Origin of the sequence: Streptomyces sp. AHA2 (assembly GCF_036857595.1) — a bacterium.
In the GTDB taxonomy this organism is placed as follows: domain Bacteria; phylum Actinomycetota; class Actinomycetes; order Streptomycetales; family Streptomycetaceae; genus Streptomyces.
Window position 1 is genome coordinate 34,009 of sequence record NZ_JAUQWJ010000023.1, and the last position, 23,077, is coordinate 57,085.

Annotated in this window: 20 protein-coding genes; 15 read left to right on the forward strand and 5 right to left on the reverse strand. The window is 72.3% G+C overall.

All coding sequences use genetic code 11. The features are described from left to right. The first annotated feature begins 37 nt into the window (after window positions 1-37). Window positions 38-751: a glycoside hydrolase family 12 protein gene (locus Q5694_RS30350; RefSeq protein WP_333936684.1), complete on the forward strand. Its 714-nt coding sequence runs from the start codon at window positions 38-40 to the stop codon at window positions 749-751. Window positions 752-816: 65 nt separating this feature from the next. Here the strand turns inward: Q5694_RS30350 and Q5694_RS30355 are convergent, their stop codons facing one another. Next, entirely contained in the window at window positions 817-2,859 is a 2,043-nt protein-coding gene (locus tag Q5694_RS30355; RefSeq protein WP_333936685.1) for a glycoside hydrolase family 31 protein, read from the reverse strand. Window positions 2,860-2,946: 87 nt separating this feature from the next. Beyond that, a complete protein-coding gene (locus Q5694_RS30360; RefSeq protein WP_333936686.1) occupies window positions 2,947-3,960 on the reverse strand; it encodes a LacI family DNA-binding transcriptional regulator in 1,014 nt (337 codons plus the stop codon). Between the two features lie 338 nt (window positions 3,961-4,298). Here Q5694_RS30360 and Q5694_RS30365 point away from each other — a divergent pair, with 338 nt between their 5' ends. The 7 genes from Q5694_RS30365 to Q5694_RS30395 all read left to right on the forward strand — a co-directional run bounded on the left by Q5694_RS30365 (window position 4,299) and on the right by Q5694_RS30395 (window position 13,677). Continuing rightward, on the forward strand, window positions 4,299-6,239 hold the full coding sequence (locus Q5694_RS30365; protein WP_333936687.1) for an acyl-CoA dehydrogenase family protein: 1,941 nt from the start codon (window positions 4,299-4,301) through the stop codon (window positions 6,237-6,239). Window positions 6,240-6,340: 101 nt separating this feature from the next. Beyond that, window positions 6,341-7,597 (forward strand): 1-deoxy-D-xylulose-5-phosphate reductoisomerase, encoded by a 1,257-nt coding sequence (gene dxr / locus Q5694_RS30370; protein WP_333936688.1) that lies wholly within the window; start codon window positions 6,341-6,343, stop codon window positions 7,595-7,597. 8 nt (window positions 7,598-7,605) lie between these two features. Beyond that, window positions 7,606-8,898 (forward strand): M50 family metallopeptidase, encoded by a 1,293-nt coding sequence (locus Q5694_RS30375; RefSeq protein ID WP_333936740.1) that lies wholly within the window; start codon window positions 7,606-7,608, stop codon window positions 8,896-8,898. 168 nt (window positions 8,899-9,066) lie between these two features. Then, window positions 9,067-10,224, forward strand: a complete 1,158-nt coding sequence (gene ispG / locus Q5694_RS30380) for a flavodoxin-dependent (E)-4-hydroxy-3-methylbut-2-enyl-diphosphate synthase (protein WP_333936689.1) — start codon at window positions 9,067-9,069, stop codon at window positions 10,222-10,224. 190 nt (window positions 10,225-10,414) lie between these two features. Continuing rightward, on the forward strand, window positions 10,415-11,263 hold the full coding sequence (locus tag Q5694_RS30385) for a GNAT family N-acetyltransferase (protein ID WP_333936691.1): 849 nt from the start codon (window positions 10,415-10,417) through the stop codon (window positions 11,261-11,263). 75 nt (window positions 11,264-11,338) lie between these two features. Beyond that, window positions 11,339-11,869 carry a GNAT family N-acetyltransferase gene (locus Q5694_RS30390; RefSeq protein WP_333936693.1) on the forward strand — a complete coding sequence of 177 codons (531 nt, stop codon included), beginning with the start codon at window positions 11,339-11,341 and terminating at the stop codon, window positions 11,867-11,869. 107 nt (window positions 11,870-11,976) lie between these two features. Then, window positions 11,977-13,677, forward strand: coding sequence for a proline--tRNA ligase (locus Q5694_RS30395; protein ID WP_333936694.1), 1,701 nt, complete (start codon window positions 11,977-11,979; stop codon window positions 13,675-13,677). A 39-nt stretch (window positions 13,678-13,716) separates the two neighbouring features. On the opposite strand, the gene Q5694_RS30400 is transcribed toward Q5694_RS30395, so the two are convergent. Genes Q5694_RS30400 through Q5694_RS30410 form a run of 3 tightly spaced genes read right to left on the reverse strand, consistent with a single transcriptional unit; the run spans window position 13,717 to window position 15,688 of the window. Continuing rightward, complete coding sequence (locus Q5694_RS30400; protein WP_333936695.1) at window positions 13,717-14,619, reverse strand: aminoglycoside phosphotransferase family protein; 903 nt, start codon at window positions 14,617-14,619, stop codon at window positions 13,717-13,719. Window positions 14,620-14,666: 47 nt separating this feature from the next. Beyond that, window positions 14,667-15,131 carry a ferritin-like domain-containing protein gene (locus tag Q5694_RS30405; RefSeq protein WP_333936696.1) on the reverse strand — a complete coding sequence of 155 codons (465 nt, stop codon included), beginning with the start codon at window positions 15,129-15,131 and terminating at the stop codon, window positions 14,667-14,669. Next, window positions 15,128-15,688 carry a hypothetical protein gene (locus Q5694_RS30410; protein ID WP_333936697.1) on the reverse strand — a complete coding sequence of 187 codons (561 nt, stop codon included), beginning with the start codon at window positions 15,686-15,688 and terminating at the stop codon, window positions 15,128-15,130. Before Q5694_RS30410 ends, Q5694_RS30405 begins: the two co-directional genes overlap by 4 nt. Window positions 15,689-15,895: 207 nt before the next feature. Between Q5694_RS30410 and rimP the strand changes: the two genes are divergently transcribed. From rimP to truB, 7 genes are all read left to right on the forward strand, one after another. After that, window positions 15,896-16,393 carry a ribosome maturation factor RimP gene (gene rimP, locus Q5694_RS30415; RefSeq protein ID WP_333936698.1) on the forward strand — a complete coding sequence of 166 codons (498 nt, stop codon included), beginning with the start codon at window positions 15,896-15,898 and terminating at the stop codon, window positions 16,391-16,393. Window positions 16,394-16,395: 2 nt separating this feature from the next. Continuing rightward, a complete protein-coding gene (nusA, locus tag Q5694_RS30420; protein ID WP_333936700.1) occupies window positions 16,396-17,394 on the forward strand; it encodes a transcription termination factor NusA in 999 nt (332 codons plus the stop codon). 102 nt (window positions 17,395-17,496) lie between these two features. After that, the gene (locus Q5694_RS30425) at window positions 17,497-17,793 is read left to right on the forward strand and encodes a YlxR family protein (RefSeq protein WP_333936701.1); all 297 of its coding nucleotides are present in this window, start codon (window positions 17,497-17,499) and stop codon (window positions 17,791-17,793) included. A gap of 145 nt (window positions 17,794-17,938) precedes the next feature. Beyond that, a complete protein-coding gene (gene infB, locus Q5694_RS30430) occupies window positions 17,939-21,019 on the forward strand; it encodes a translation initiation factor IF-2 (RefSeq protein ID WP_333936702.1) in 3,081 nt (1,026 codons plus the stop codon). Between the two features lie 183 nt (window positions 21,020-21,202). Further along, the gene (locus Q5694_RS30435; RefSeq protein ID WP_333936703.1) at window positions 21,203-21,496 is read left to right on the forward strand and encodes a DUF503 domain-containing protein; all 294 of its coding nucleotides are present in this window, start codon (window positions 21,203-21,205) and stop codon (window positions 21,494-21,496) included. A 45-nt stretch (window positions 21,497-21,541) separates the two neighbouring features. After that, window positions 21,542-21,994, forward strand: a complete 453-nt coding sequence (gene rbfA, locus Q5694_RS30440; protein ID WP_333936704.1) for a 30S ribosome-binding factor RbfA — start codon at window positions 21,542-21,544, stop codon at window positions 21,992-21,994. Beyond that, window positions 21,991-22,896 carry a tRNA pseudouridine(55) synthase TruB gene (gene truB, locus Q5694_RS30445; protein WP_333936705.1) on the forward strand — a complete coding sequence of 302 codons (906 nt, stop codon included), beginning with the start codon at window positions 21,991-21,993 and terminating at the stop codon, window positions 22,894-22,896. Before rbfA ends, truB begins: the two co-directional genes overlap by 4 nt. Window positions 22,897-23,077: the final 181 nt, after the last annotated feature.

The following is a 23,077-nucleotide window of genomic DNA, read 5'->3' on the forward strand; positions in this document are numbered from 1 at the left end:
CCCTCCCGTCGATCCCCCCACCCATGGAAGGGACACCATGGCATCACGCACCCCGAGCAGGATCACCAAGGCCCTCCTGGCCCCGGCCCTCGCGCTCGGCGTCACCGTCGGCCTCGCCTCCGCCCCCGCCTCCGCGGCCGTCTGGAACTCCTGCGACCAGTGGGGCAACACGAGCCTGAACGGCTACACGCTCTACAACAACATCTGGGGCTCCGGCGCCGGCCGCCAGTGCGTCTGGGCCAACTCCGGCACCAACTGGGGCGTCTGGGCCGACCACCCGAACACCGGCGGCATCAAGTCCTACCCCAACTCCAAGAAGGTGATCAACAAGACGATCACCTCCCTGTCCTCGCTCACCAGCAGCTACAACGTCACGGTCCCGTCGTCCGGCGCGTACAACACGTCGTACGACATCTGGGACACCGACCACGACTACGAGATCATGCTGTGGGTCAACCACAACGGCGCCGTCGGACCCCTCGGCACCCCCCAGGGCAGCGTCACCCTCGGCGGCCACACCTGGAACGTCCACAAGGGCAGCAACGGGGCCAACGAGGTCTTCTCGTTCCTGCGCACGTCCGACTCCAGCTCCGGCAGCGTGAACATCCTGCCGATCCTGAAGTGGATCAAGGACACCAAGAAGTGGATGGGCAACGAGACCATCGGTGACGTGCAGTTCGGCTTCGAGATCACCTCGTCCTCCGGCGGACTGGACTTCACCACCAACCACCTCACCGTCAGCAGCGGCTGACCGTGCGCGCAGCACGGCAGGGGCGGCCGGACCGCACGGTCCGGCCGCCCCTGCCGTCGTCCCCGCTACTCCGCCACCGGCAGCCGCGCCCCGTCCCGCAGGAACAGCGGGATCCGGTCCAGCGGGGCGTCGACCGTCACGGCCCGGCCGCCCCCGTACTCCTCCCCGGTCCAGGCGTCCGTCCAGCGGGCCCCGGCCGGCAGATACGCCGTGCGGGCCGTGGCACCGGCCGTCAGCACCGGGGCCACCAGCAGGTCCGGGCCGAACAGGTAGGAGTCGTCGACCGACCAGGCCGCCTGGTCACCGGGGAACTCCAGGAACAGCGGCCGCATCACCGGCAGCCCCTCCTCGTGCGCCGCGCGCATGACCTCCATGACGTACGGCTTCAGCCGCTCGCGCAGCCGCAGGTACTTCTCCATCACGGCCCCGGCCTCCTCGCCGTACGACCACACCTCGTTGGGGCCGCCGGTCATGTCCGGGCCCAGCGGCATGCCCGGGTCGCGGAAGCCGTGCAGGCGCATCAGCGGGGACAGCGTCCCGAACTGGAACCAGCGGACCATCACCTCCCGGTACGCGGGGTCGTCCGGGTCGCCGCCGTGGAAGCCGCCGATGTCGGTGTTCCACCACGGGATGCCGGACAGGGCGGTGTTCAGCCCGGCCGCGACCTGCCGGCGCAGGGTCGGGAAGTCGGTGCCGATGTCACCCGACCACAGGGCGGCCCCGTAGCGCTGACTGCCCGCCCAAGCCGAGCGGTTGAGGGTGACGATCTCCTCCTCGCCGGTGGCGGCCAGGCCCTCGTGGAAGGTGCGGGCGTTCTCCAGCGGGTAGAGGTTGCCGACCTCCAGACCGGGACCGGCCCAGTAGCGCAGGTTCTCCTGGAAGCCCGGCTTCAGCTCCGGCTCGCAGGCGTCCAGCCAGAACGCCGTGATGCCGTAGGGGTCCAGGTAGTTCTCCTTGATCCTGGACCACACGAACTCCCGGGCCTCCGGGTGGGTGGCGTCGTAGAAGGCCACCTGGACCGTGGAGGCGACCTCCTTGTCGGGCCAGTCGGCGTGCGCCACCGGGCCGTACTGGGTGCCGATGAACCAGCCGCGCTGCTCCAGCACCGGGTGGTTCTCGCTCAGCGGCGACACCGACGGCCAGACGCTCACCACCAGCTTGACGCCGAGCTCCGCCAACTCGCGCACCATCGCCGCCGGGTCCGGCCACTCCTTCGGGTCGAACTTCCAGTCGCCGAGGTGCGTCCAGTGGAAGAAGTCGCACACGATCGCCGACAGGGGCAGCCCGCGCCGCTTGTACTCCCGTGCCACCGCCAGCAGTTCGTCCTGGGTGCGGTAGCGCAGCTTGCACTGCCAGAAGCCCGCCGCCCACTCGGGCAGCATCGGGGACCTGCCGGTCACCGCGCTGTAGCGGCGCTGGCCGTCGGCCGGGTCGCCGGCGGTGATCCAGTAGTCGATCTGCCGGGCCGAGTCGGCGACCCACCGGGTGCCGTTGTGCGCCAGCTCCACGCGGCCGATCGCCGGGTTGTTCCACAGCAGGGTGTAGCCCCGGCTGGAGGTCAGCACCGGGATGCTGACCTCGGCGTTGCGCTGGAGGAGGTCCAGCACCAGCCCCTTGTGGTCCAGCCGCCCGTGCTGGTGCTGGCCGAGGCCGTACAGCTTCTCGTCGTCGTATGCCCCGAACCGCTGCTCCAGGCGGTGGTGGCCGTTGCCGACGGCGGTGTACAGGCGCGGGCCGGGCCACCAGAAGTGGGCGCGCTCCTCGGCGAGCAGTTCGGTACGGTCCTCGGTCCGCAGGAAGCGGATCAGGCCCTCGCCGTTCACCTCGGCGGTGAGCGAGCCGACGGTCAGCCGCCCGGTGCCGTCCTCGATCTTCACCGTGGACGGCGTCGCCGGAGCCTCGTCGAGCAGCGCGCCCGGCAGCCCGTCGAGGACCGGGCCGCCCAGCCGGGCCCGCACCCGTACGGCGTCCGGGCCCCACGGTTCGATCCGCACGGTCTCCTGACGGCCGCTCCACTCCAGCGCGCCGTCCCGCTCACGGAAGACGCCGACGGTGGGGGAGGACTGCGCCAGGCTCACCTGGGGCTGGGTTTCAGCAGGCTGGTTCACGCGTGCTCCTGTGCTCCTGGAGGAGTGCGGACAGGGAGGTGCCCCGGGAGAGGCGAGGGACGAAGAAGGGGGCGGGGGACCGGCGGGCTACGGGCGGACCGGCGCCGGTCCCGTGCTCGCGCGGACCGTCAGTTCGGGCGCGAGCAGCACGACCTCGTCGGTGCCGCGCCCCTCCAGCTTGGCGACCAGGTGCTCGACCGCGCGCCGCCCCATCTCCTGCGCGGGGACGGCGACCGACGTCAGCCGAACCGAGGACCGCGTGGCCACCTCGTCGGGGCAGATCGCGACGACCGACATGTCCTCGGGCACGGCCCGGCCCTGCTGCCGCAGCAGGGCGAGCAGCGGTTCGACCGCGGACTCGTTCTGCACGACGAGCCCCGAGGTGCCCGGGCGTTCGTCGAGGATCCGGGAGAGCGTCACGGCCACCGCGTCGTACCCGCCCTGGCAGGGCCGGTGCAGCAGCCGGACGTCCAGTTCCCTGGCGCGCGAGCGCAGACCCTCCCGCGTGCGCTCGGCGAAGCCCGTGTGCCGTTCGTAGACGGCAGGGGCCTCCCCGATGACAGCGATGTCGCGGTGCCCCTGCCCGGCCAGGTGCTCCACGCACAGCGCGCCCGTCGCCCGGAAGTCCAGATCGACACAGGTCAGCCCGGCCGTCTCGGCGGGCAGCCCGATCAGCACGGACGGCTGGTCCGTCGCCCGCAGCAGCGGCAGCCGCTCGTCGTCGAGTTCGACGTCCATGAGGATCATCCCGTCGGCGAGCCCGCTCCCGGCGACCCGGCGCACCGCGTCCGGACCCTCCTCGCCGGTCAGCAGCAGCACGTCGTAGCCGTGGGTGCGGGCGCAGGTCGCCACGGCGATGGCGATCTCCATCATCACGGGCACGTACAGATCGGTGCGCAGCGGGATCATCAACGCGATGATGTTCGACCTGCTGCTGGCCAGGGCGCGGGCGCCGGCGTTGGGGTGGTACCCGAGCTCGCGGATGCTCCGCTCGACCCGCTGCCGGGTGGTCGCGGAGATGGACCGCTTGCCGCTGAGGACATAGCTCACCGTGCTGGCCGAGACTCCGGCGTGCTGGGCGACCTCGGCGAGGGTGACCATCCGGCTCTCCAGGGTTGTGAAGCGCTTCGACAATGCGCGGTGCCGATACGGGAGGGTGGGGGTGGTTCGACAGTAGCCCCAGCCACGGCGGGTGTCCATAGTCTGTCGAAGCGCTTCGATACCGGGTCTCCGGGGGGCGGTTCCCGGGCCCCGTCCGTCCCCGCCGATGCAACACCGGGGGCGCACGTCCGGCAAGGGCCGCGCCCGCCCGGTCCCCTTCGGCCGAACGGACGCGCGAGGACTGGTGGGAGCGTCCGCTTTCGGGTACGAACGATCCCGTAGCACTGGTCGGTAACGAAACGGTCCTTCCTCCACCTAGATGCGGCGAGGTGCCCCTCATGTCCGCTTCCACCACCCCCTCCTCCCGTCCCGCCGTCACCGAGCGGGAGGCCCGCGCGGTGGCGGAGGCCGCCCGGGAACAGCACTGGCGCAAGCCCAGCTTCGCCAAGGAGCTGTTCCTCGGCCGCTTCCGTCTCGACCTCATCCACCCCCACCCCGTTCCCAAGGAGGAGGCGGTCCAGCGCGGCGAGCAGTTCCTCGCCAAGCTCCGCGACTTCGTCGAGACCAAGGTCGACGGCGCACTCATCGAGCGCGAGGCCCGCATCCCCGACGAGGTGATCGACGGCCTCAAGGAGCTCGGCGCCTTCGGCATGAAGATCGGCACCAGGTACGGCGGGCTCGGCCTCGGGCAGGTCTACTACAACAAGGCCCTCGCCCTCGTGGGCTCCGCCAGCCCCGCGATCGGCGTGCTGCTCTCCGCGCACCAGTCGATCGGCGTGCCCCAGCCGCTGAAACTGTTCGGCACCGAGGAGCAGCGCGAGCGCTTCCTGCCGCGCTGTGCCCGCACCGACATCAGCGCCTTCCTGCTGACCGAGCCCGACGTCGGCTCCGACCCGGCCCGCCTGGCCACCACGGCCGTGCCCGACGGCGACGGTTACGTCCTCGACGGCGTGAAGCTGTGGACCACCAACGGCGTCGTCGCCGACCTGCTGGTCGTCATGGCCCGGGTGCCGAAGTCCGAGGGCCACCGCGGCGGCATCACCGCCTTCGTCGTGGAGACCAACTCGCCGGGCGTCACGGTCGAGAACCGCAACGCCTTCATGGGCCTGCGCGGCATCGAGAACGGCGTCACCCGCTTCCACCGGGTGCGCGTCCCCGCCGCCAACCGCGTCGGCGAGGAGGGCCAGGGCCTGAAGATCGCCCTGACCACCCTCAACACCGGGCGGCTGTCGCTGCCCGCGTCCTGCGTCGCGGCCGGCAAGTGGTGCCTGAAGATCGCCCGTGAGTGGTCGGCGGCCCGCGAGCAGTGGGGCAAACCCGTCGCGCACCACGAGGCGGTCGGCTCCAAGATCTCCTTCATCGCGGCCACCACCTTCGCCCTGGAGGCCGTGACGGACCTGGCCTCGCAGATGGCCGACGAGGACCGCAACGACATCCGCATCGAAGGCGCCCTCGCCAAGCTGTACGCCTCCGAGATGGCCTGGACGATGGCCGACGAACTCGTCCAGATCCGCGGCGGCCGCGGCTTCGAGACGGCCGAATCCCTCCGGGCCCGCGGCGAGCGCGGCGTCCCGGCCGAGCAGCTGCTGCGCGACCTGCGCATCAACCGCATCTTCGAGGGCTCGACCGAGATCATGCACCTGCTGATCGCGCGCGAGGCCGTCGACGCCCACCTGTCCGTGGCCGGTGACCTCATCGACCCGGAGAAGTCCCTGGGCGACAAGGCGAAGGCCGGCGCGAACGCGGGCGCCTTCTACGCCAAGTGGCTCCCGAGACTGGTCGCGGGCCCGGGCCAGCTCCCCACCTCCTTCGCCGAGTTCAAGCACGGCGTGGACCTCTCCGGGCACCTGCGCTACGTCGAGCGCACCTCCCGCAAACTGGCCCGCTCCACCTTCTACGCGATGTCCCGCTGGCAGGGCCGCATGGAGTCCAAGCAGGGCTTCCTCGGCCGGATCGTCGACATCGGCGCCGAGTTGTTCGCCATGAGCGCCGCCTGCGTCCGCGCCGAGCACCTGCGCGCCCGGGGCGAGCACGGCCGCGAGGCCTACCAGCTCGCCGACGTCTTCTGCCGCCAGGCCCGCATCCGGATCGAGGAACTGTTCACCCGCCTGTGGACCAACACCGACGACCTCGACCGCAAGGTCGTCAAGGGCGTCCTGTCCGGCACCTACGAGTGGCTCGAACAGGGCATCGTCGACCCGTCCACCGACGGGCCCTGGATCGCGGACGCGACACCGGGGCCCTCGCAGCGGGAGAACGTCCACCGGCCGATCCGCTGACCACGACCCGGCCCCCCTGGGGGCGCGCGCCGACACGGCGAGCGCCCCCATGGAGGGGATGCGCCGTCCTCACACGCGGCGCTTACGGCAACAATGGAGGGATGAGCGACAGTCCAGCCCCTCTCGCCGACCCGCACCTCGTCTACGACCCCGTCGCGGGCGACGGCCCCAAGGACGTGGTGATCCTCGGCTCCACCGGGTCCATCGGCACCCAGGCCATCGACCTCGTGCTGCGCAACCCCGGCCGCTTCCGGGTCACCGCCCTCTCGGCCAACGGCGGCCGGGTCGCCCTCCTCGCCGAGCAGGCCCACCGGCTGCGGGCGCGCACCGTCGCCGTGGCCCGCGAGGACGTCGTACCGGCCCTGCGCGAGGCGCTCACCGCGCAGTACGGCCCGGGCGAGCCGCTCCCGGAGATCCTCGCCGGACCCGACGCGGCCACCGAGGTCGCCGCCTCCGACTGCCACACGGTCCTGAACGGCATCACCGGTTCCATCGGGCTGGCCCCCACCCTCGCCGCCCTGGAGGCGGGCCGCACCCTCGCGCTCGCCAACAAGGAGTCGCTCATCGTCGGCGGCCCCCTGGTCAAGGCCCTCGCCAAGCCCGGCCAGATCATCCCGGTGGACTCCGAGCACGCCGCCCTCTTCCAGGCCCTGGCCGCCGGCACCCGCGCCGACGTCCGCAAACTCGTCGTCACCGCCTCGGGCGGCCCCTTCCGCGGCCGTACGAAGACCGAGCTGGCGGACGTCACCGTCGAGGACGCCCTCGCCCACCCCACCTGGGCCATGGGACCGGTCATCACGATCAACTCCGCGACCCTCGTCAACAAGGGCCTGGAGGTCATCGAGGCGCACCTGCTCTACGACATTCCCTTCGACCGCATCGAGGTCGTCGTGCACCCCCAGTCGTATGTGCACTCGATGGTCGAGTTCACGGATGGATCGACACTGGCCCAGGCGACCCCGCCCGACATGCGCGGGCCCATCGCCATCGGCCTCGGCTGGCCCGAGCGCGTCCCCGACGCCGCCCCCGCCTTCGACTGGAGCAAGGCCTCCACGTGGGAGTTCTTCCCGCTCGATGACGAGGCCTTCCCCTCGGTGAACCTCGCCCGGCACGTCGGCGGGCTCGCGGGCACGGCCCCGGCGGTGTTCAATGCGGCCAACGAGGAGTGCGTGGAGGCGTTCCGCCGGGGCGCACTGCCCTTCAACGGGATCATGGACACCGTCACCCGGGTCGTCGAGGAGCACGGCACCCCGCGGGCGGGAACCTCGCTCACCGTGTCGGACGTCCTCGAAGCGGAGACCTGGGCGCGGGCCCGGGCCCGGGAACTGGCGGCACAGACGGCGGAGGCCCGTGCATGACGACCCTGATGTTCATCCTCGGCATAGTCCTCTTCGCGGTCGGCCTGCTGTTCTCGATCGCGTGGCACGAGCTGGGGCACCTGTCCACCGCCAAGCTCTTCGGCATCCGCGTGCCGCAGTACATGGTCGGTTTCGGCCCGACGCTCTTCTCCCGCAGGAGGGGCGAGACCGAGTACGGCATCAAGGCCATCCCCTTCGGCGGCTACATCCGCATGATCGGCATGTTCCCGCCCGGCCCCGACGGCCGCCTGGAGTCCCGCTCCACCTCCCCCTGGCGCGGCATGATCGAGGACGCCCGCTCCGCCGCCTACGAGGAGCTGCAGCCGGGCGACGAGAAGCGGATGTTCTACACGCGCGCCCCGTGGAAGCGCGTGATCGTGATGTTCGCCGGGCCCTTCATGAACCTGATCCTGGCGGTGGTGCTGTTCCTCATCGTCCTGATGGGCTTCGGCATCACCCAGCAGACCACCACCGTCAGCTCCGTCTCGCAGTGCGTCATCGCCCAGAGCGAGAACCGCGACAAGTGCGAGAAGGGCGACCCGGCCGCCCCCGCCGCCGCCGCGGGCCTCGAGGCGGGCGACAAGATCGTGTCCTTCGCCGGCACCCGCACCGACGAGTGGAACGAGCTGTCCGACCTGATCCGCGCCAACCCCGGCAAGGAGGTGCCGATCGTCGTCGAGCGGGACGGCCGGGAGGTCACCCTCCACGCGAAGATCGCCACCAACCAGGTCGCCAAGAAGGACTCCGGCGGCCAGATCGTCGAGGGCCAGTACGTCCAGGCCGGCTTCCTCGGCTTCAGTGCCGCCACGGGCGTCGTCAAACAGGACTTCGGCGACTCCGTGACCTGGATGGGCGACCGGATCGGCGAGGCCGTCGACTCCCTCGCCGCCCTCCCCGGCAAGATCCCGGCCCTGTGGAACGCGGCCTTCGACGGCGCCGAACGCGAGGCCGACTCCCCGATGGGCGTGGTCGGCGCCGCCCGCGTGGGCGGTGAGATCTTCACCCTCGACATCCCGCCCACCCAGCAGCTGGCCATGGCCCTGATGCTGGTCGCCGGCTTCAACCTCTCCCTGTTCCTGTTCAACATGCTCCCGTTGCTGCCGCTCGACGGCGGCCACATCGCCGGCGCCCTGTGGGAGTCGCTGCGCCGCAACCTCGCCCGGCTGCTGCGCCGCCCCGACCCGGGCCCCTTCGACGTGGCCAAGCTCATGCCGGTCGCGTACGTCGTCGCCGGGATCTTCATCTGCTTCACGATCCTCGTCCTGATCGCGGACGTGGTGAACCCGGTGAAGATCTCCTAGCCGTACCGCGCCGCGGGCGGCCCGGTACGAATCCGGCCGGGCCGTCCCCCATCGGGTGGTGCCGCGGGTGGAATGTGCCCGCGCCCGCGCCCGTGCCGTAATCTCGAAGCTCGGAGCCCGCTGCTCACGGGACCGGACCTTGATCCACGACTTGGGGTTGCACAGCAGATGACTGCGATTTCTCTCGGCATGCCGTCCGTTCCGACCAAGCTCGCCGAGCGCCGCAAGAGCCGGCAGATCCAGGTCGGGTCCGTGGCGGTCGGCGGGGACGCCCCCGTCTCCGTGCAGTCGATGACCACGACCCGCACCTCCGACATCGGCGCCACCCTCCAGCAGATCGCCGAACTGACCGCCTCCGGCTGCCAGATCGTCCGCGTCGCCTGTCCCACCCAGGACGACGCCGACGCCCTGGCCACCATCGCCCGCAAGTCGCAGATCCCCGTCATCGCCGACATCCACTTCCAGCCGAAGTACGTCTTCGCCGCGATCGAGGCCGGCTGCGCGGCGGTCCGCGTCAACCCCGGCAACATCAAGCAGTTCGACGACAAGGTCGCGGAGATCGCCAAGGCGGCCCGCGACCACGGCACCCCGATCCGCATCGGCGTCAACGCCGGCTCCCTCGACCGGCGCCTGCTGCAGAAGTACGGCAAGGCCACCCCCGAGGCCCTGGTCGAGTCGGCCCTGTGGGAGGCGTCCCTCTTCGAGGAGCACGACTTCCGCGACATCAAGATCTCGGTGAAGCACAACGACCCGGTCGTCATGATCGAGGCCTACAAGCAGCTCGCCGAGCAGTGCGACTACCCGCTGCACCTCGGTGTGACGGAGGCCGGCCCCGCATTCCAGGGCACCATCAAGTCGGCGGTCGCCTTCGGCGCCCTGCTCTCCCAGGGCATCGGCGACACGATCCGGGTGTCCCTGAGCGCGCCCCCCGCCGAGGAGGTCAAGGTCGGCATCCAGATCCTGGAGTCGCTGAACCTGCGCCAGCGCGGCCTGGAGATCGTCTCCTGCCCCTCCTGCGGCCGCGCCCAGGTGGACGTGTACAAGCTGGCCGAGGAGGTCACCGCCGGCCTGACCGGCATGGAGGTCCCGCTGCGCGTCGCCGTCATGGGCTGCGTCGTCAACGGCCCCGGCGAGGCCCGTGAGGCCGACCTCGGCGTCGCCTCCGGCAACGGCAAGGGCCAGATCTTCGTCAAGGGCGAGGTCATCAAGACCGTCCCCGAGTCCAAGATCGTGGAGACCCTCATCGAGGAGGCCATGAAGCTGGCCGAGCAGATGGAGAAGGACGGCGTCGCCTCGGGCGAGCCGTCGGTGGCGGTCGCGGGCTGAGAGCGGAGCCTTCCGCGCTCCGCAAGGGGCGCGGCGCCGTGTCGACATGCGGCTGCGCCGCGTGGGCGCGACACGTCACAGACGTACCGCGCCCGCCCGGCAACCACAAGCCCCCGGCTCCGAGGCGCCCCGCCCCAGCAGCGCAGCTATAGTGCGGGGACAGCCGACCCCAGTGTGTGAGGCCCCGCACGTGTTGACCCAGACCACCTCACGGGTCCTCGAACCGAGCGACCTGGACGCCGCGCTCGCCGTACTCGACCGCGAGCCGGTCACGAACGCCTTCGTGACGTCCCGGGTGCAGATCGCCGGCCTCGACCCGTGGCGGCTCGGCGGCGAGATGTGGGGCTGGTACGAGGACGGCGTCCTCACCTCCCTGTGCTACGCCGGCGCCAACCTCGTGCCGATCTGCGCCACCCCGCGGGCCGTCCGCGCCTTCGCCGACCGCGCCCGCCGGGCCGGCCGGCGCTGCTCGTCCATCGTCGGACCGGCCGACGCCACCGCCGGCCTCTGGCGGCTGCTGGAACCCCACTGGGGACCGGCCCGGGAGGTCCGCCGCCACCAGCCCCTCATGGTCGCCGACCACCTCCCGGCCGACGTCACCCCGGACCCGTACGTCCGCCGCGTCCGCAAGGACGAGATGGAGACGATCATGCCGGCGTGCGTGGCGATGTTCACCGAGGAGGTCGGCGTCTCCCCGCTGGCCGGCGACGGCGGTCTCCTCTACCAGGCCCGCGTCGCCGAACTCGTCGGCTCCGGACGGGCCTTCGCCCGCTTCGACTCCGACGGCAAGGTCGTCTTCAAGGCCGAGATCGGCGCCGCCACGAACCGCGCGTGCCAGATCCAGGGCGTGTGGGTGGCCCCCGAGTACCGCGGGACCGGCCGCGCGGCCCCCGGCATGGCGGCCGTCCTGCGCTACGCCCTGGCCGACGTCGCCCCGGTCGTCAGCCTCTACGTCAACGACTTCAACACCGCCGCCCGCCGGACCTACCGGCGGGTGGGCTTCGAAGAGGTCGGCGCCTTCATGAGCGTGCTGTTCTGACCCGCCCGCCGATCGCCCCGGCCGGTGCCGCAAGCACCCGGACGGCGACCGGCGCCCCCCTGTAGGCTCCCCGCCATGGACCTGGTGATCGGCCCCCTCGACCTGTCCGCCCACGTGGACGAGGCCCTGGCTGTCCAAGCCGTGGCCTTCGGCCTCGGCCCCGACGAAGTCGCCGTCCGCCGCCAGATCGTCCTGCGCCACATGACCTACCCCGGCGCCCGCGCCCTGGGCGCCACGGCCGACGGCGCCCTCGTCGGATTCGTCTACGGCATGCCCAACGACCGCACCCACTGGTGGTCCACCGTGGTGCAGCCCTACCTCCGGGCGAACGGCCACGACGAGTGGCTCGACGACTCCTTCGTCATCACCGAGCTGCACGTCCACCCCCGCCACCAGAACCGCGGACTGGGCCGCTCCCTGATCACCACGATCACCGACAGCGCCGCCGAACCCCGCTCGATCCTCTCCGCGATCGACACCGAGAGTCCCGCCCGCGCCCTGTACCGCTCCCTCGGCTACCGGGACCTGGCCCGCCAGGTGCTGTTCCCCAGCGCACCCAAGCCGTACGCCGTGATGGGCGCCCCGCTGCCGCTGCGCCGCCGCTAACCGATTTCCACCGCCCCGCACCGCCCGGCTAACCTCCTGCCATCACCCTCTCCCGCTCACGGGCCCGCCCGGGCGGGGGGACCCACGTCAGCAGGAGCAGAAGAACCATGGCGAACGCACCGGTCCAGCGCATGTCCCAGTTGATGGCGAAGACGTTGCGCGACGACCCGGCGGACGCCGAGGTCCTCAGCCACAAGCTGCTCGTCCGCGCCGGGTACGTGCGCCGCACCGCCGCCGGCGTGTGGAGCTGGCTGCCGCTCGGCAAGCGCGTCCTGGCCAACGTCGAGCGCATCGTGCGCGAGGAGATGGACGCCATCGGCGCCCAGGAGGTCCTGCTCCCCGCCATCCTGCCCCGCGAGCCCTACGAGGCGACCGGCCGCTGGGAGGAGTACGGCCCCGAGCTGTTCCGCCTGCAGGACCGCAAGGGCGGCGACTACCTCCTCGGCCCCACCCACGAGGAGATCTTCACGCTGCTGGTGAAGGACCAGGCGTCCTCCTACAAGGACCTGCCGGTGATCCTCTACCAGATCCAGACCAAGTTCCGCGACGAGGCCCGCCCCCGCGCCGGCATCCTGCGCGGCCGCGAGTTCCTCATGAAGGACTCCTACTCCTTCGACACCGAGGACGAGGGCCTGGCCAAGTCGTACGCCCTGCACCGCGAGGCCTACCAGCGGATCTTCGCGCGCCTCGGCCTCGACTACCGCATCTGCGCCGCCACCGCCGGAGCCATGGGCGGCTCCAAGTCCGAGGAGTTCCTCGCCCCCGCCGAGGCCGGTGAGGACACCTTCGCCGACTGCCCGAACTGCGACTTCGCCGCCAACACCGAGGCGATCACCTACGAGCTGAAGCCCGTCGACGCGGTGGGTGTGCCGGCCGCCGAGGACATCCCCACCCCCGACACCCCCACCATCGAGACCCTCGCCGCCCACCTCGGCGTCCCGGCCTCCGCCACGCTGAAGAACCTCCTCGTGAAGGTCGACGGCGAGATCGTCGCCGTCGGCGTCCCCGGGGACCGCGAGGTCGACATGGACAAGGTGGAGGCCCACTTCGCCCCGGCCGTCGTCGAGCTGGTCACCGAGACCGACTTCGCGGCCCGCCCCGACCTGGTCCGCGGCTACGTCGGCCCCCAGGGCCTGGACAAGGTCACCTACATCGCCGACCCGCGCGTCGCCCCCGGCACGTCCTGGATCACGGGCGCCAACAAGGCCGGCACGCACGCCAGGAACGTCGTCGCGGGACGGGACTTCGAGGTCGACCAGTACGTCGACGTCGTGGTCGTCCAGGAGGGCGACCCCTGCCCCAAGTGCGGCACCGGCCTCGTGCTGGACCGCGCCATCGAGATCGGCCACATCTTCCAGCTGGGCCGCAAGTACACCGACGCCCTCAAGCTCGACGTCCTCGGCCAGAACGGCAAGCCGGTCCGCGTCACCATGGGCTCCTACGGCGTCGGCGTCTCCCGCGCGGTGGCCGCCCTGGCCGAGCAGACCGCCGACGACAAGGGCCTGTGCTGGCCCGCCGAGGTGGCCCCGGCCGACGTCCACGTGGTCGCCGCCGGCAAGGCCCTGCAGACCGAGCTGGCCCTGGAGATCTCCGGGAAGCTGGCCGCGGCCGGTGTCCGCGTCCTCGTCGACGACCGCCCGGGCGTCTCCCCGGGCGTGAAGTTCACCGACTCCGAGCTGATCGGCGTGCCGCAGATCCTGGTGGCGGGGCGCCGCGCGGCCGACGGCGTGGTCGAGCTGAAGGACCGCCGCACCGGCGAGCGCGAGGAACTCACGGTCGAGGAGGCCGTCGCCCGCCTCACCGCGTAGGCCCGTGAAGGCCGTGAGCGTCCCGGGCGGCCGGGGCGCTCACAGCCAGCCCGCGAACTCCAGCAGCAGCTCCGCGTCACGGGGCCGGCCCACGCGGCCCGCCCGCACACCCGACTCCACGGCCCGGAACAGCGTCCAGCCGCGCAGCCGGTCCTGGTCCACCTCCAGCGACTCCGCCAGCCGCTTCACCCGCCGCCGGGTCGTGGCCGCGCCGGACGGCTGGGCGATCAGGTCCTCGACCCGGTCCCGGACCAGCCGCGCCAGGTCGAAGGCCCCTTCGCCGACCACCGGGTCGGGGCCCACGGCCAGCCACGGCATCCGCTCCCCGGCCAGCACCTTGCTCTGCCGGAACGTCCCGTGCAGCAGCAGGTGCTCGGGCGGCGCGGCCAGCAGCTCCTCGCGCGCCGCGAGCGCGGTGTCGACCAGCGGGGCCACGTCGGGATCGACCCGGGCCCGCGCCAGCATCGCCTCCGCCTGCCGGCCGGTGCGCTCGGCCACCGTCTCGAACGGGAAGCCCGCCGGCGCCTCCACCCACAGCCGCCGCAGCGTCCCCGCGGCCTCCAGCAGCGCCTTCGCCTCCGGCAGCGACCGCACCGACACGTCCGGGTGCAGCCGCTCCAGCAGCAGCACCCCCTCGGCCGACGACGGAGTCTCGAGCAGCTGGACCGCGCCCCGTCCGCCCCAGTGCGCCAGCGCCGCCCGCTCCGCCTCCGGCCGGGCCCGCCCGGGCGCCAGCTTGAGCACGGCGGGTGTGCCGTCGGCCGTGCGCACCAGCACGACCAGGCTGCTGCGACCGCCCGGCAGCTGTACCCGTTCCACGGTCAACTCGCGCAGCGCGACGGCCCGGCGAGCCGCCTCGGGCAGCTTCTCCAGCCAGTCGTCGCCGTCGGGGGCCGTCTCGCCGAGCGCTCTGACCAGGCGCTGCGGCGGTTCGAAAGCCATGCGCGAGTCGTTCCCTTCCTGCTGTCCGCGGTGCGTGCCCCCGCGGCTCACGCCGTGGGCGCCGCCGAGGGCGGGGCCTGTCCGGCCCGCTCGGCGAGCCCAGGGAAGGCTACGCTCTCGCCGCGCCAGCGCACCGCCCGCACCGCCGCCTCACGCAGGGCCCCGGCGGCCAGGGCCCGCCGCCCGCCGTCGCCCGCGCGCACCAGATCGGCGTAGACCGCGGCCACCCGGTCCTCCAGCTCGGCGGCGAGCCGCGCGGCCGCCGCCGCGTCCGGCACCTGGAACGGCAGCGCGTAGCCGGCCGCAGCGGCCACCGGCTTGCCCCCCAGGTCCTTCACCTCGCGCACCAGCGCGTCCCGGCGGGCCCGGTGCCCGTCGTACGCGGTCCGTGCCTCGGTGCGCAGGTCCTCGCCGATCCGCGCGCCGACCACGCCGTAGCCGTACACCGCCGCGTGCTCGGCCGCCAGCGCCGCCTGCAGCGCCCGCAGCTCCCGGTCCTCCGCCTCGCTCACGCCTTGCCCTCCGTCAGCAGGTACACGTGCGCCGCGCCCGACGCGGCCACCGACGCCAGCAGCCGTGCCGTCTCGCCCGGCACGCCGAGCAGCGCCTCGGCCCGCCGGTCCGCCAGCTCGCGCTCCGCCGTCGCGAGCGAGGCCAGGGCGTCCTTGTCGTTGCCCGGCACCTCGCGGCCCGGGGAGGGGCTCGCGCCGGCGGGTGACGCGGACGGGGAGGCGGGCGAGGCCGACGGGGAGGCGGGCGAGACGGAGGGGGCCGTCCCGCGGCCCCCGCCGAAGGCCCGCGCGTGCCGGACGGTCTCCTCGCGCAGCGGCCGCAACCGCTCCGCCAGAGCCGGGCGGGCGCTGATCACCGCGTCGTAGTGCGCGGCCAGCTCCTCGCTGTCGCGGGCCGCACGCGCGCGTGCGGTGCGCTCGGCGGCCGTCGTGCCGTCGCCGGGACCGGTCCGGTCCCCGGCGGTGCACCCCGCCAGGACGAAGGCCGCCGGACCGGCGGCGAGCAGGCTCCTTCTGCGCGGCCCCGATCGGGCGCGCGGCGATGAGGGGAACGGCACGTCAGACGTCCTCGGGGGGCTCGTGGCGGGACAGAAGCGGCTACCAGGGCTGCACGCCCGTGATCACGGTACCCGGGCCCCGTCCCCCGACCACTCAGCGGCACCGTTCGTGACCGGGTGGACGGCAACACTCCCTGCGACCGGATACCCTTTGACCAGACACGCGACCCATCCCACAACAGCACACGCGGCCGAGGAGTCACCCGGATGAGCACCACCCAGAGCGAGAGGCTGCGAGAGCTACTGGAACCGCTCGTCGCCTCCCAGGGCCTGGATCTCGAAGAGATCGAAGTGGACTCGGTCGGCCGCAAGCGTGTGCTGCGCGTCGTCGTCGACTCCGACACGGGTGCGGACCTGGACCGCATCGCCGATGTGAGCCGCGCGCTCTCGGCGAAGCTCGACGAGGACGACGCGATGGGCGAGGGCGAGTACACCCTCGAGGTCGGCACCCCGGGCGCCGAGCGCCTCCTCTCGGAACACCGGCACTACGTCCGCGCCACCGGGCGGCTGGTGAAGTTCCAGCTCGCCGAGGGCGGCGAGCTGGTCGCCAGGATCCTGAAGGTCGACGACGAGGGCGTCGACACCGAGGTGCCCGGGGTCAAGGGCCGCAAGCCCACCGCGCGCAGGCTCGCCTTCGGCGAGATCGTCAGGGCCCGCGTGCAGGTCGAGTTCAGCCGCAAGGACAAGAAGGAAGAGGAGGCGTAGCCGTGGACATCGACATGAGTGCCCTGCGGGGCTTGGTTCGGGAGAAGGAGATCTCCTTCGACCTGCTGGTCGAGGCGATCGAGTCGGCCCTCCTCATCGCCTACCACCGCACCGAGGGAAGCCGCCGCCACGCGCGCGTGCAGCTCGACCGGGAGACCGGCCACGTGACCGTGTGGGCGAAGGAGGACCCGGACGACCTCGAGGAGGGGCAGGAGCCCCGCGAGTTCGACGACACCCCGTCCGGCTTCGGCCGTATCGCCGCCACCACGGCCAAGCAGGTCATCCTGCAGCGCCTGCGCGACGCCGAGGACGACGCGACGCTCGGCGAGTACGCCGGCCGCGAGGGCGACATCGTCACCGGAGTGGTCCAGCAGGGCCGCGACCCGAAGAACGTGCTCGTCGACATCGGCAAGCTCGAGGCCATCCTGCCGGTGCAGGAGCAGGTGCCGGGCGAGACCTACCCGCACGGCATGCGGCTGCGCTCGTACGTCGTCCGGGTGGCCAAGGGCGTGCGCGGCCCGTCCGTGACGCTCTCGCGCACCCACCCCGCCCTGGTGAAGAAGCTCTTCGCCCTGGAGGTGCCGGAGATCGCCGACGGGTCGGTGGAGATCGCCGCGATCGCCCGTGAGGCCGGTCACCGCACCAAGATCGCCGTCCGGTCCACCCGGTCCGGACTGAACGCCAAGGGCGCCTGCATCGGCCCGATGGGCGGCCGGGTGCGCAACGTGATGGGCGAGCTGAACGGTGAGAAGATCGACATCGTCGACTGGTCGGAGGACCCGGCCGAGATGGTGGCGAACGCGCTTTCCCCGGCCCGGGTCTCCAAGGTCGAGATCGTCGACATGGCCACCCGGTCGGCCCGGGTGACCGTGCCGGACTACCAGCTCTCCCTGGCCATCGGCAAGGAGGGCCAGAACGCCCGCCTCGCGGCCCGGCTGACCGGCTGGCGGATCGACATCCGTCCGGACACCGAGCCGGCCGGCGAGGGCTCCGGGGAATAGATCCAGACCGCGCGCCGTTCAGATCACGACAGGTTTGTGCGCGGCAACTGTTCGGATCCTGCCCCAAAGGGGTGAGGAGCGTACGGGGAGGTAGACTTAGCAGTGTCTGGCCGGACGCGCGCCCGCGCATGCCCTGAACGCACCTGTGTGGGGTGTCGGGAGCGAGCGGCCAAGGCCGAACTGCTGCGGATCGTGGCGATCGAGGGTGAATGCGTCCCCGATCATCGCGGTACGCTGCCCGGCCGGGGTGCGTACGTACACCCCGCACTGGTCTGTCTCGACCAGGCGGTACGCCGCCGGGCGTTCACGAGGGCACTGCGCGCCCCGGGAGCGCTCGACACAAAGGCGTTGCGCCACTACGTCGAGCAGACGACAGTTGCCGAGCAGGCAACACCGTAAGACGTGCCGTACGGAACCCCGTGCGGCTAGGTACCTCGCGAGTCGAAAGCAGGTCGAGATTGCGATGAGCACTCGATGAGTACGCGATGAGTACGCCCATGAACTAGCGACGGTCCGGACGCAACCCGGACCTCAAAGGAGCGAAGTGGCTAAGGTCCGGGTCTACGAACTCGCCAAGGAGTTCGGTGTCGAGAGCAAGGTCGTCATGGCCAAGCTCCAGGAACTCGGTGAATTCGTCCGTTCGGCGTCTTCGACCATCGAAGCGCCCGTTGTACGCAAGCTGACGGACGCCCTCCAGCAGGGCAACGGTGGCGGCAAGGCCGCCTCCGCCCGCAAGGCTGCCCCGGCGAAGCCGGCAGCCCCCTCTCCGGCGCAGGCAGCCCGTCCGGCCGCCCCGCGCCCGCCGGCCCCCAAGCCGGCCGCCGCCGAGAAGCCCGCGGCTCCCGCCGCGCCGGCCACTCCCGGCCCCCGTCCCACCCCGGGCCCGAAGCCCGCGCCGCGGCCCGCCCCGGCGTCCCCGGCTCCGGCCGCGCCCGAGTTCACCGCGCCGCCGTCGGCCCCCGCCGCGCCGTCCCAGGGCTCCGGCCCGCGGCCGGGCGCCCCGCGTCCGGCCGGCCAGACGCCGCGTCCGGGTGCTCCCCGTCCGGCCGGTTCCGGCCAGGGCGGCCAGGGCCGCGGTGACCGTCCCGGCGCTCCGCGTCCGGGTGGCGGCGCCCCGCGTCCCGGCGCCCGTCCGGCGGGTCCCCGTCCGGGCAACAACCCCTTCACCTCCGGCGGCTCCACCGGCATGGCGCGCCCGCAGGCGCCCCGTCCCGGCGGCGCCCCGCGTCCGGGCGGCCCCGGTGCCCCCGGCGGCGCTCCGCGCCCGCAGGGCCAGGGCCAGGGCGGTCCCCGTCCCCAGGGTGCGGCGGGCGGTCCCCGCCCGCAGGCCCCGGGCGGCGCGCGTCCGACCCCGGGCGGCATGCCCCGTCCGCAGGGCGGTCCCCGTCCCGGCGGCGGTCCCGGCGGCCCGCGTCCCAACCCCGGCATGATGCCGCAGCGTCCGGCTGCCGGCCCGCGTCCCGGTGGCGGTGGCCCCGGCGGCCGCGGTCCCGGTGGCGGCGGTCGTCCCGGTGGCGGCGGCGGTCGTCCGGGTGGCGGCGGCTTCGCCGGTCGTCCCGGCGGTGGCGGCGGCGGTTTCGCCGGCCGTCCCGGTGGTGGCGGCGGCGGTGGCGGTTTCGCCGGCCGTCCGGCCGGTCCCGGCGGCGGTGGCCGTCCCGGCTTCGGTGGTCGTCCCGGCGGTCCCGGTGGCCGTGGTGGCACGCAGGGTGCGTTCGGCCGTCCCGGTGGTCCGGCGCGTCGTGGCCGCAAGTCGAAGCGGCAGAGGCGCCAGGAGTACGAGGCCATGCAGGCCCCGTCGGTCGGCGGTGTGATGCTGCCTCGCGGCAACGGCGAGACCATTCGCCTGTCGCGCGGTGCCTCGCTCACCGACTTCGCGGAGAAGATCAACGCCAACCCGGCGTCGCTCGTCGCGGTCATGATGAACCTCGGCGAGATGGTCACGGCGACGCAGTCCGTCTCCGACGAGACGCTGCAGCTCCTCGCCGACGAGATGAACTACACGGTTCAGATCGTCAGCCCCGAGGAGGAGGACCGCGAGCTGCTCGAGTCCTTCGACCTGGAGTTCGGCGAGGACGAGGGCACCGAGGAAGACCTCGTGGTCCGTCCGCCGGTGGTGACCGTCATGGGTCACGTCGACCACGGTAAGACCCGACTGCTGGACGCCATCCGCAAGACGAACGTCATCGCGGGCGAGGCCGGCGGCATCACCCAGCACATCGGTGCCTACCAGGTCGCGACCGAGGTCAACGACGAAGAGCGCAAGATCACCTTCATCGACACCCCGGGCCACGAGGCGTTCACCGCCATGCGTGCCCGTGGTGCGCGGTCGACCGACATCGCGATCCTGGTCGTCGCGGCCAACGACGGCGTCATGCCGCAGACGGTCGAGGCGCTCAACCACGCCAAGGCGGCCGACGTCCCGATCGTCGTCGCGGTCAACAAGATCGACGTCGAGGGTGCCGACCCGACCAAGGTGCGCGGCCAGCTCACCGAGTACGGGCTGGTGGCCGAGGAGTACGGCGGCGACACCATGTTCGTCGACATCTCCGCCAAGCAGGGTCTGCACATCGACTCCCTGCTGGAGGCCGTGATCCTCACGGCGGACGCCTCGCTCGACCTGCGGGCCAACCCGAACCAGGACGCGCAGGGCATCTCGATCGAGTCCCGCCTCGACCGCGGTCGTGGCGCCGTGTCGACGGTCCTCGTCCAGCGAGGCACCCTGCGGGTCGGCGACACCATGGTGGTCGGCGACGCGTACGGCCGCGTCCGGGCGATGCACGACGACAACGGCAACAGCGTCGCCGAGGCAGGTCCCTCGACGCCGGTGCAGGTCCTGGGTCTGACCAACGTCCCGGGTGCCGGCGACAACTTCATCGTGGTGGACGAGGACCGTACGGCCCGTCAGATCGCGGAGAAGCGCGCCGCCCGCGAGCGCAACGCGGCCTTCGCCAAGCGCACGCGCCGCGTCTCGCTCGAGGACCTGGACAAGGTGCTCAAGGCCGGCGAGGTCCAGCAGCTCAACCTCATCATCAAGGGTGACGCTTCCGGGTCCGTCGAGGCCCTGGAGTCCTCCCTGCTGCAGCTGGACGTCGGCGAAGAGGTCGACATCCGCGTCCTGCACCGCGGCGTCGGTGCGGTCACGGAGTCCGACATCGACCTGGCCATGGGCTCGGACGCCATCGTCATCGGCTTCAACGTCCGCGCCGCCGGACGTGCCCAGCAGATGGCGGAGCGCGAGGGCGTGGACGTCCGGTACTACTCGGTCATCTACCAGGCGATCGAGGAGATCGAGGCGGCCCTCAAGGGCATGCTCAAGCCGGAGTACGAAGAGGTCGAGCTCGGTACGGCGGAGATCCGCGAGGTCTTCAAGTCGTCCAAGCTGGGCAACATCGCGGGTGTCCTCATCCGCTCCGGCGAGGTCAAGCGGAACACCAAGGCCCGCCTCATCCGCGACGGCAAGGTGGTCGCGGAGAACCTCAACATCGAGGGCCTGCGTCGCTTCAAGGACGACGTCACCGAGATCCGCGAAGGGTTCGAGGGCGGTATCAACCTCGGCAACTTCAACGACATCAAGGTCGACGACGTCATCGCGACGTACGAGATGCGCGAGAAGCCGCGGGCGTAACGCCCACGGTGTCCTGACCGGCCGACGCGGCACCGCCGCGTCGGCCGGCTGGCCGTTGGGGCGGCGTGCGCACCGGAAAACCCGATCGAGCCCCCGGCCCGTTCGCGGTAACGTTCCTGGTGTTCCTGCCGTCCCGACAGCGCAGGGCCATCGATCCCGTACCGGCGGGTCATCCGGACACACATGTACGTGGGGACTCTGTCCTTCGACCTGCTTCTCGGCGACGTACGGTCGCTGAAGGAGAAGCGCTCCGTCGTCCGCCCCATCGTCGCCGAGCTCCAGCGCAAGTACGCCGTGAGCGCGGCCGAGGTGGACCACATGGACCTCCACCGCAGGGCCGTCATCGGCCTCGCGCTGGTGTCCGGCGACGCGGGGCACCTCAGCGACGTGCTCGACCGGTGCGAACGGCTCGTGGCCGGGCACCCCGAGGTGGAGTTGCTGTCCGTCAGGCGGCGCTTCCACGGCGAAGACGACTGACGAACCGAGAACGAAACCGGACAGGAAAGAACGGGAGACGGACCAGTGGCCGACAACGCGCGGGCTAAAAGGCTGGCGGACCTCATCCGAGAGGTGGTGGCCCAGAAGCTGCAGCGCGGGATCAAGGACCCGCGGCTCGGCTCGCACGTCACCATCACGGACACCCGCGTCACGGGTGACCTCCGGGAGGCGACCGTCTTCTACACGGTGTACGGCGACGACGAGGAGCGCGCGGCGGCCGCCGCCGGCCTGGAGAGCGCCAAGGGAGTCCTGCGCTCGGAGGTCGGCCGGGCCGCCGGCGTGAAGTTCACGCCGACCCTGACCTTCGTCATGGACGCCCTCCCGGACACCGCCCGGAACATCGAGGACCTCCTCGACAAGGCGCGCCAGTCCGACGAGAAGGTGCGCGAGGCCTCCGCCGGGGCGAAGTACGCCGGTGACGCCGACCCGTACCGCAAGCCGGACGAGGACGACGAGACGGACGACACCGCCGAATGACCCAGAAGCACACCACGCCCGACGGCCTCGTCATCGTCGACAAGCCGTCGGGCTTCACTTCGCACGACGTGGTCGCCAAAATGCGCGGCATCGCCCGGACGCGCCGCGTCGGGCACGCCGGCACCCTGGACCCGATGGCGACGGGCGTCCTCGTCCTCGGCGTCGAGAAGGCCACCAAACTCCTCGGCCACCTCGCGCTGACCGAGAAGGAGTACCTGGGCACCATCCGGCTCGGGCAGAACACCCTCACCGACGACGCCGAGGGGGAGATCACCTCCTCCACCGACGCCTCCGGGGTCACCCGCGAGGCCGTCGACGCCGGCATCGCCGAGCTGACCGGCGACATCATGCAGGTGCCGTCCAAAGTCAGCGCCATCAAGATCAACGGCGTGCGGTCGTACAAGCGCGCCCGGGAGGGCGAGGAGTTCGAGATCCCCGCCCGGCCCGTCCGGGTCTCCTCCTTCGGCGTGTACGACGTCCGCGACGCCGTCGCCGAGGACGGCACGCCCGTGCTCGACCTGGTGGTCTCGGTCGTCTGCTCCTCCGGCACCTACATCCGGGCCCTGGCCCGCGACCTGGGCGCCGGTCTCGGCGTCGGGGGGCACCTCACCGCCCTGCGCCGCACCCGCGTCGGCCCCTACAAGCTGGACGCCGCGCGCACGCTCGACCAGCTCCAGCAGGAGCTGACCGTGGTGCCGGTGGCGGAGGCCGCCGCGGCCGCCTTCCCGCGCTGGGACGTCGACGCCCGGCGCGCCAGGCTGCTCACCAACGGCGTGCGGCTGGAGATGCCCGACGAGTACGCGGGCTCCGGTCCGGTCGGCGTCTTCGACCCCGAGGGCCGCTTCCTCGCCCTCGTCGAGGAACAGCGCGGCAAGGCCAGGAGCCTGGCCGTCTTCGGCTGACGGCCCGCCGAGGGGCACCCGCCCGTGGAGCGGCGGCCACGGGGTACCTCCACCTCCGCCGCTCCACGGTCCCCCCTCGGTTCCCCCACCCCTAGGGTGTATCCACCCGCCCCCCTCCGTTCACCCGTCCGTGCCAGCGCTCGGAGTGAACCGGGGGAGCGGAAGGGGGCGCTTTCGCACA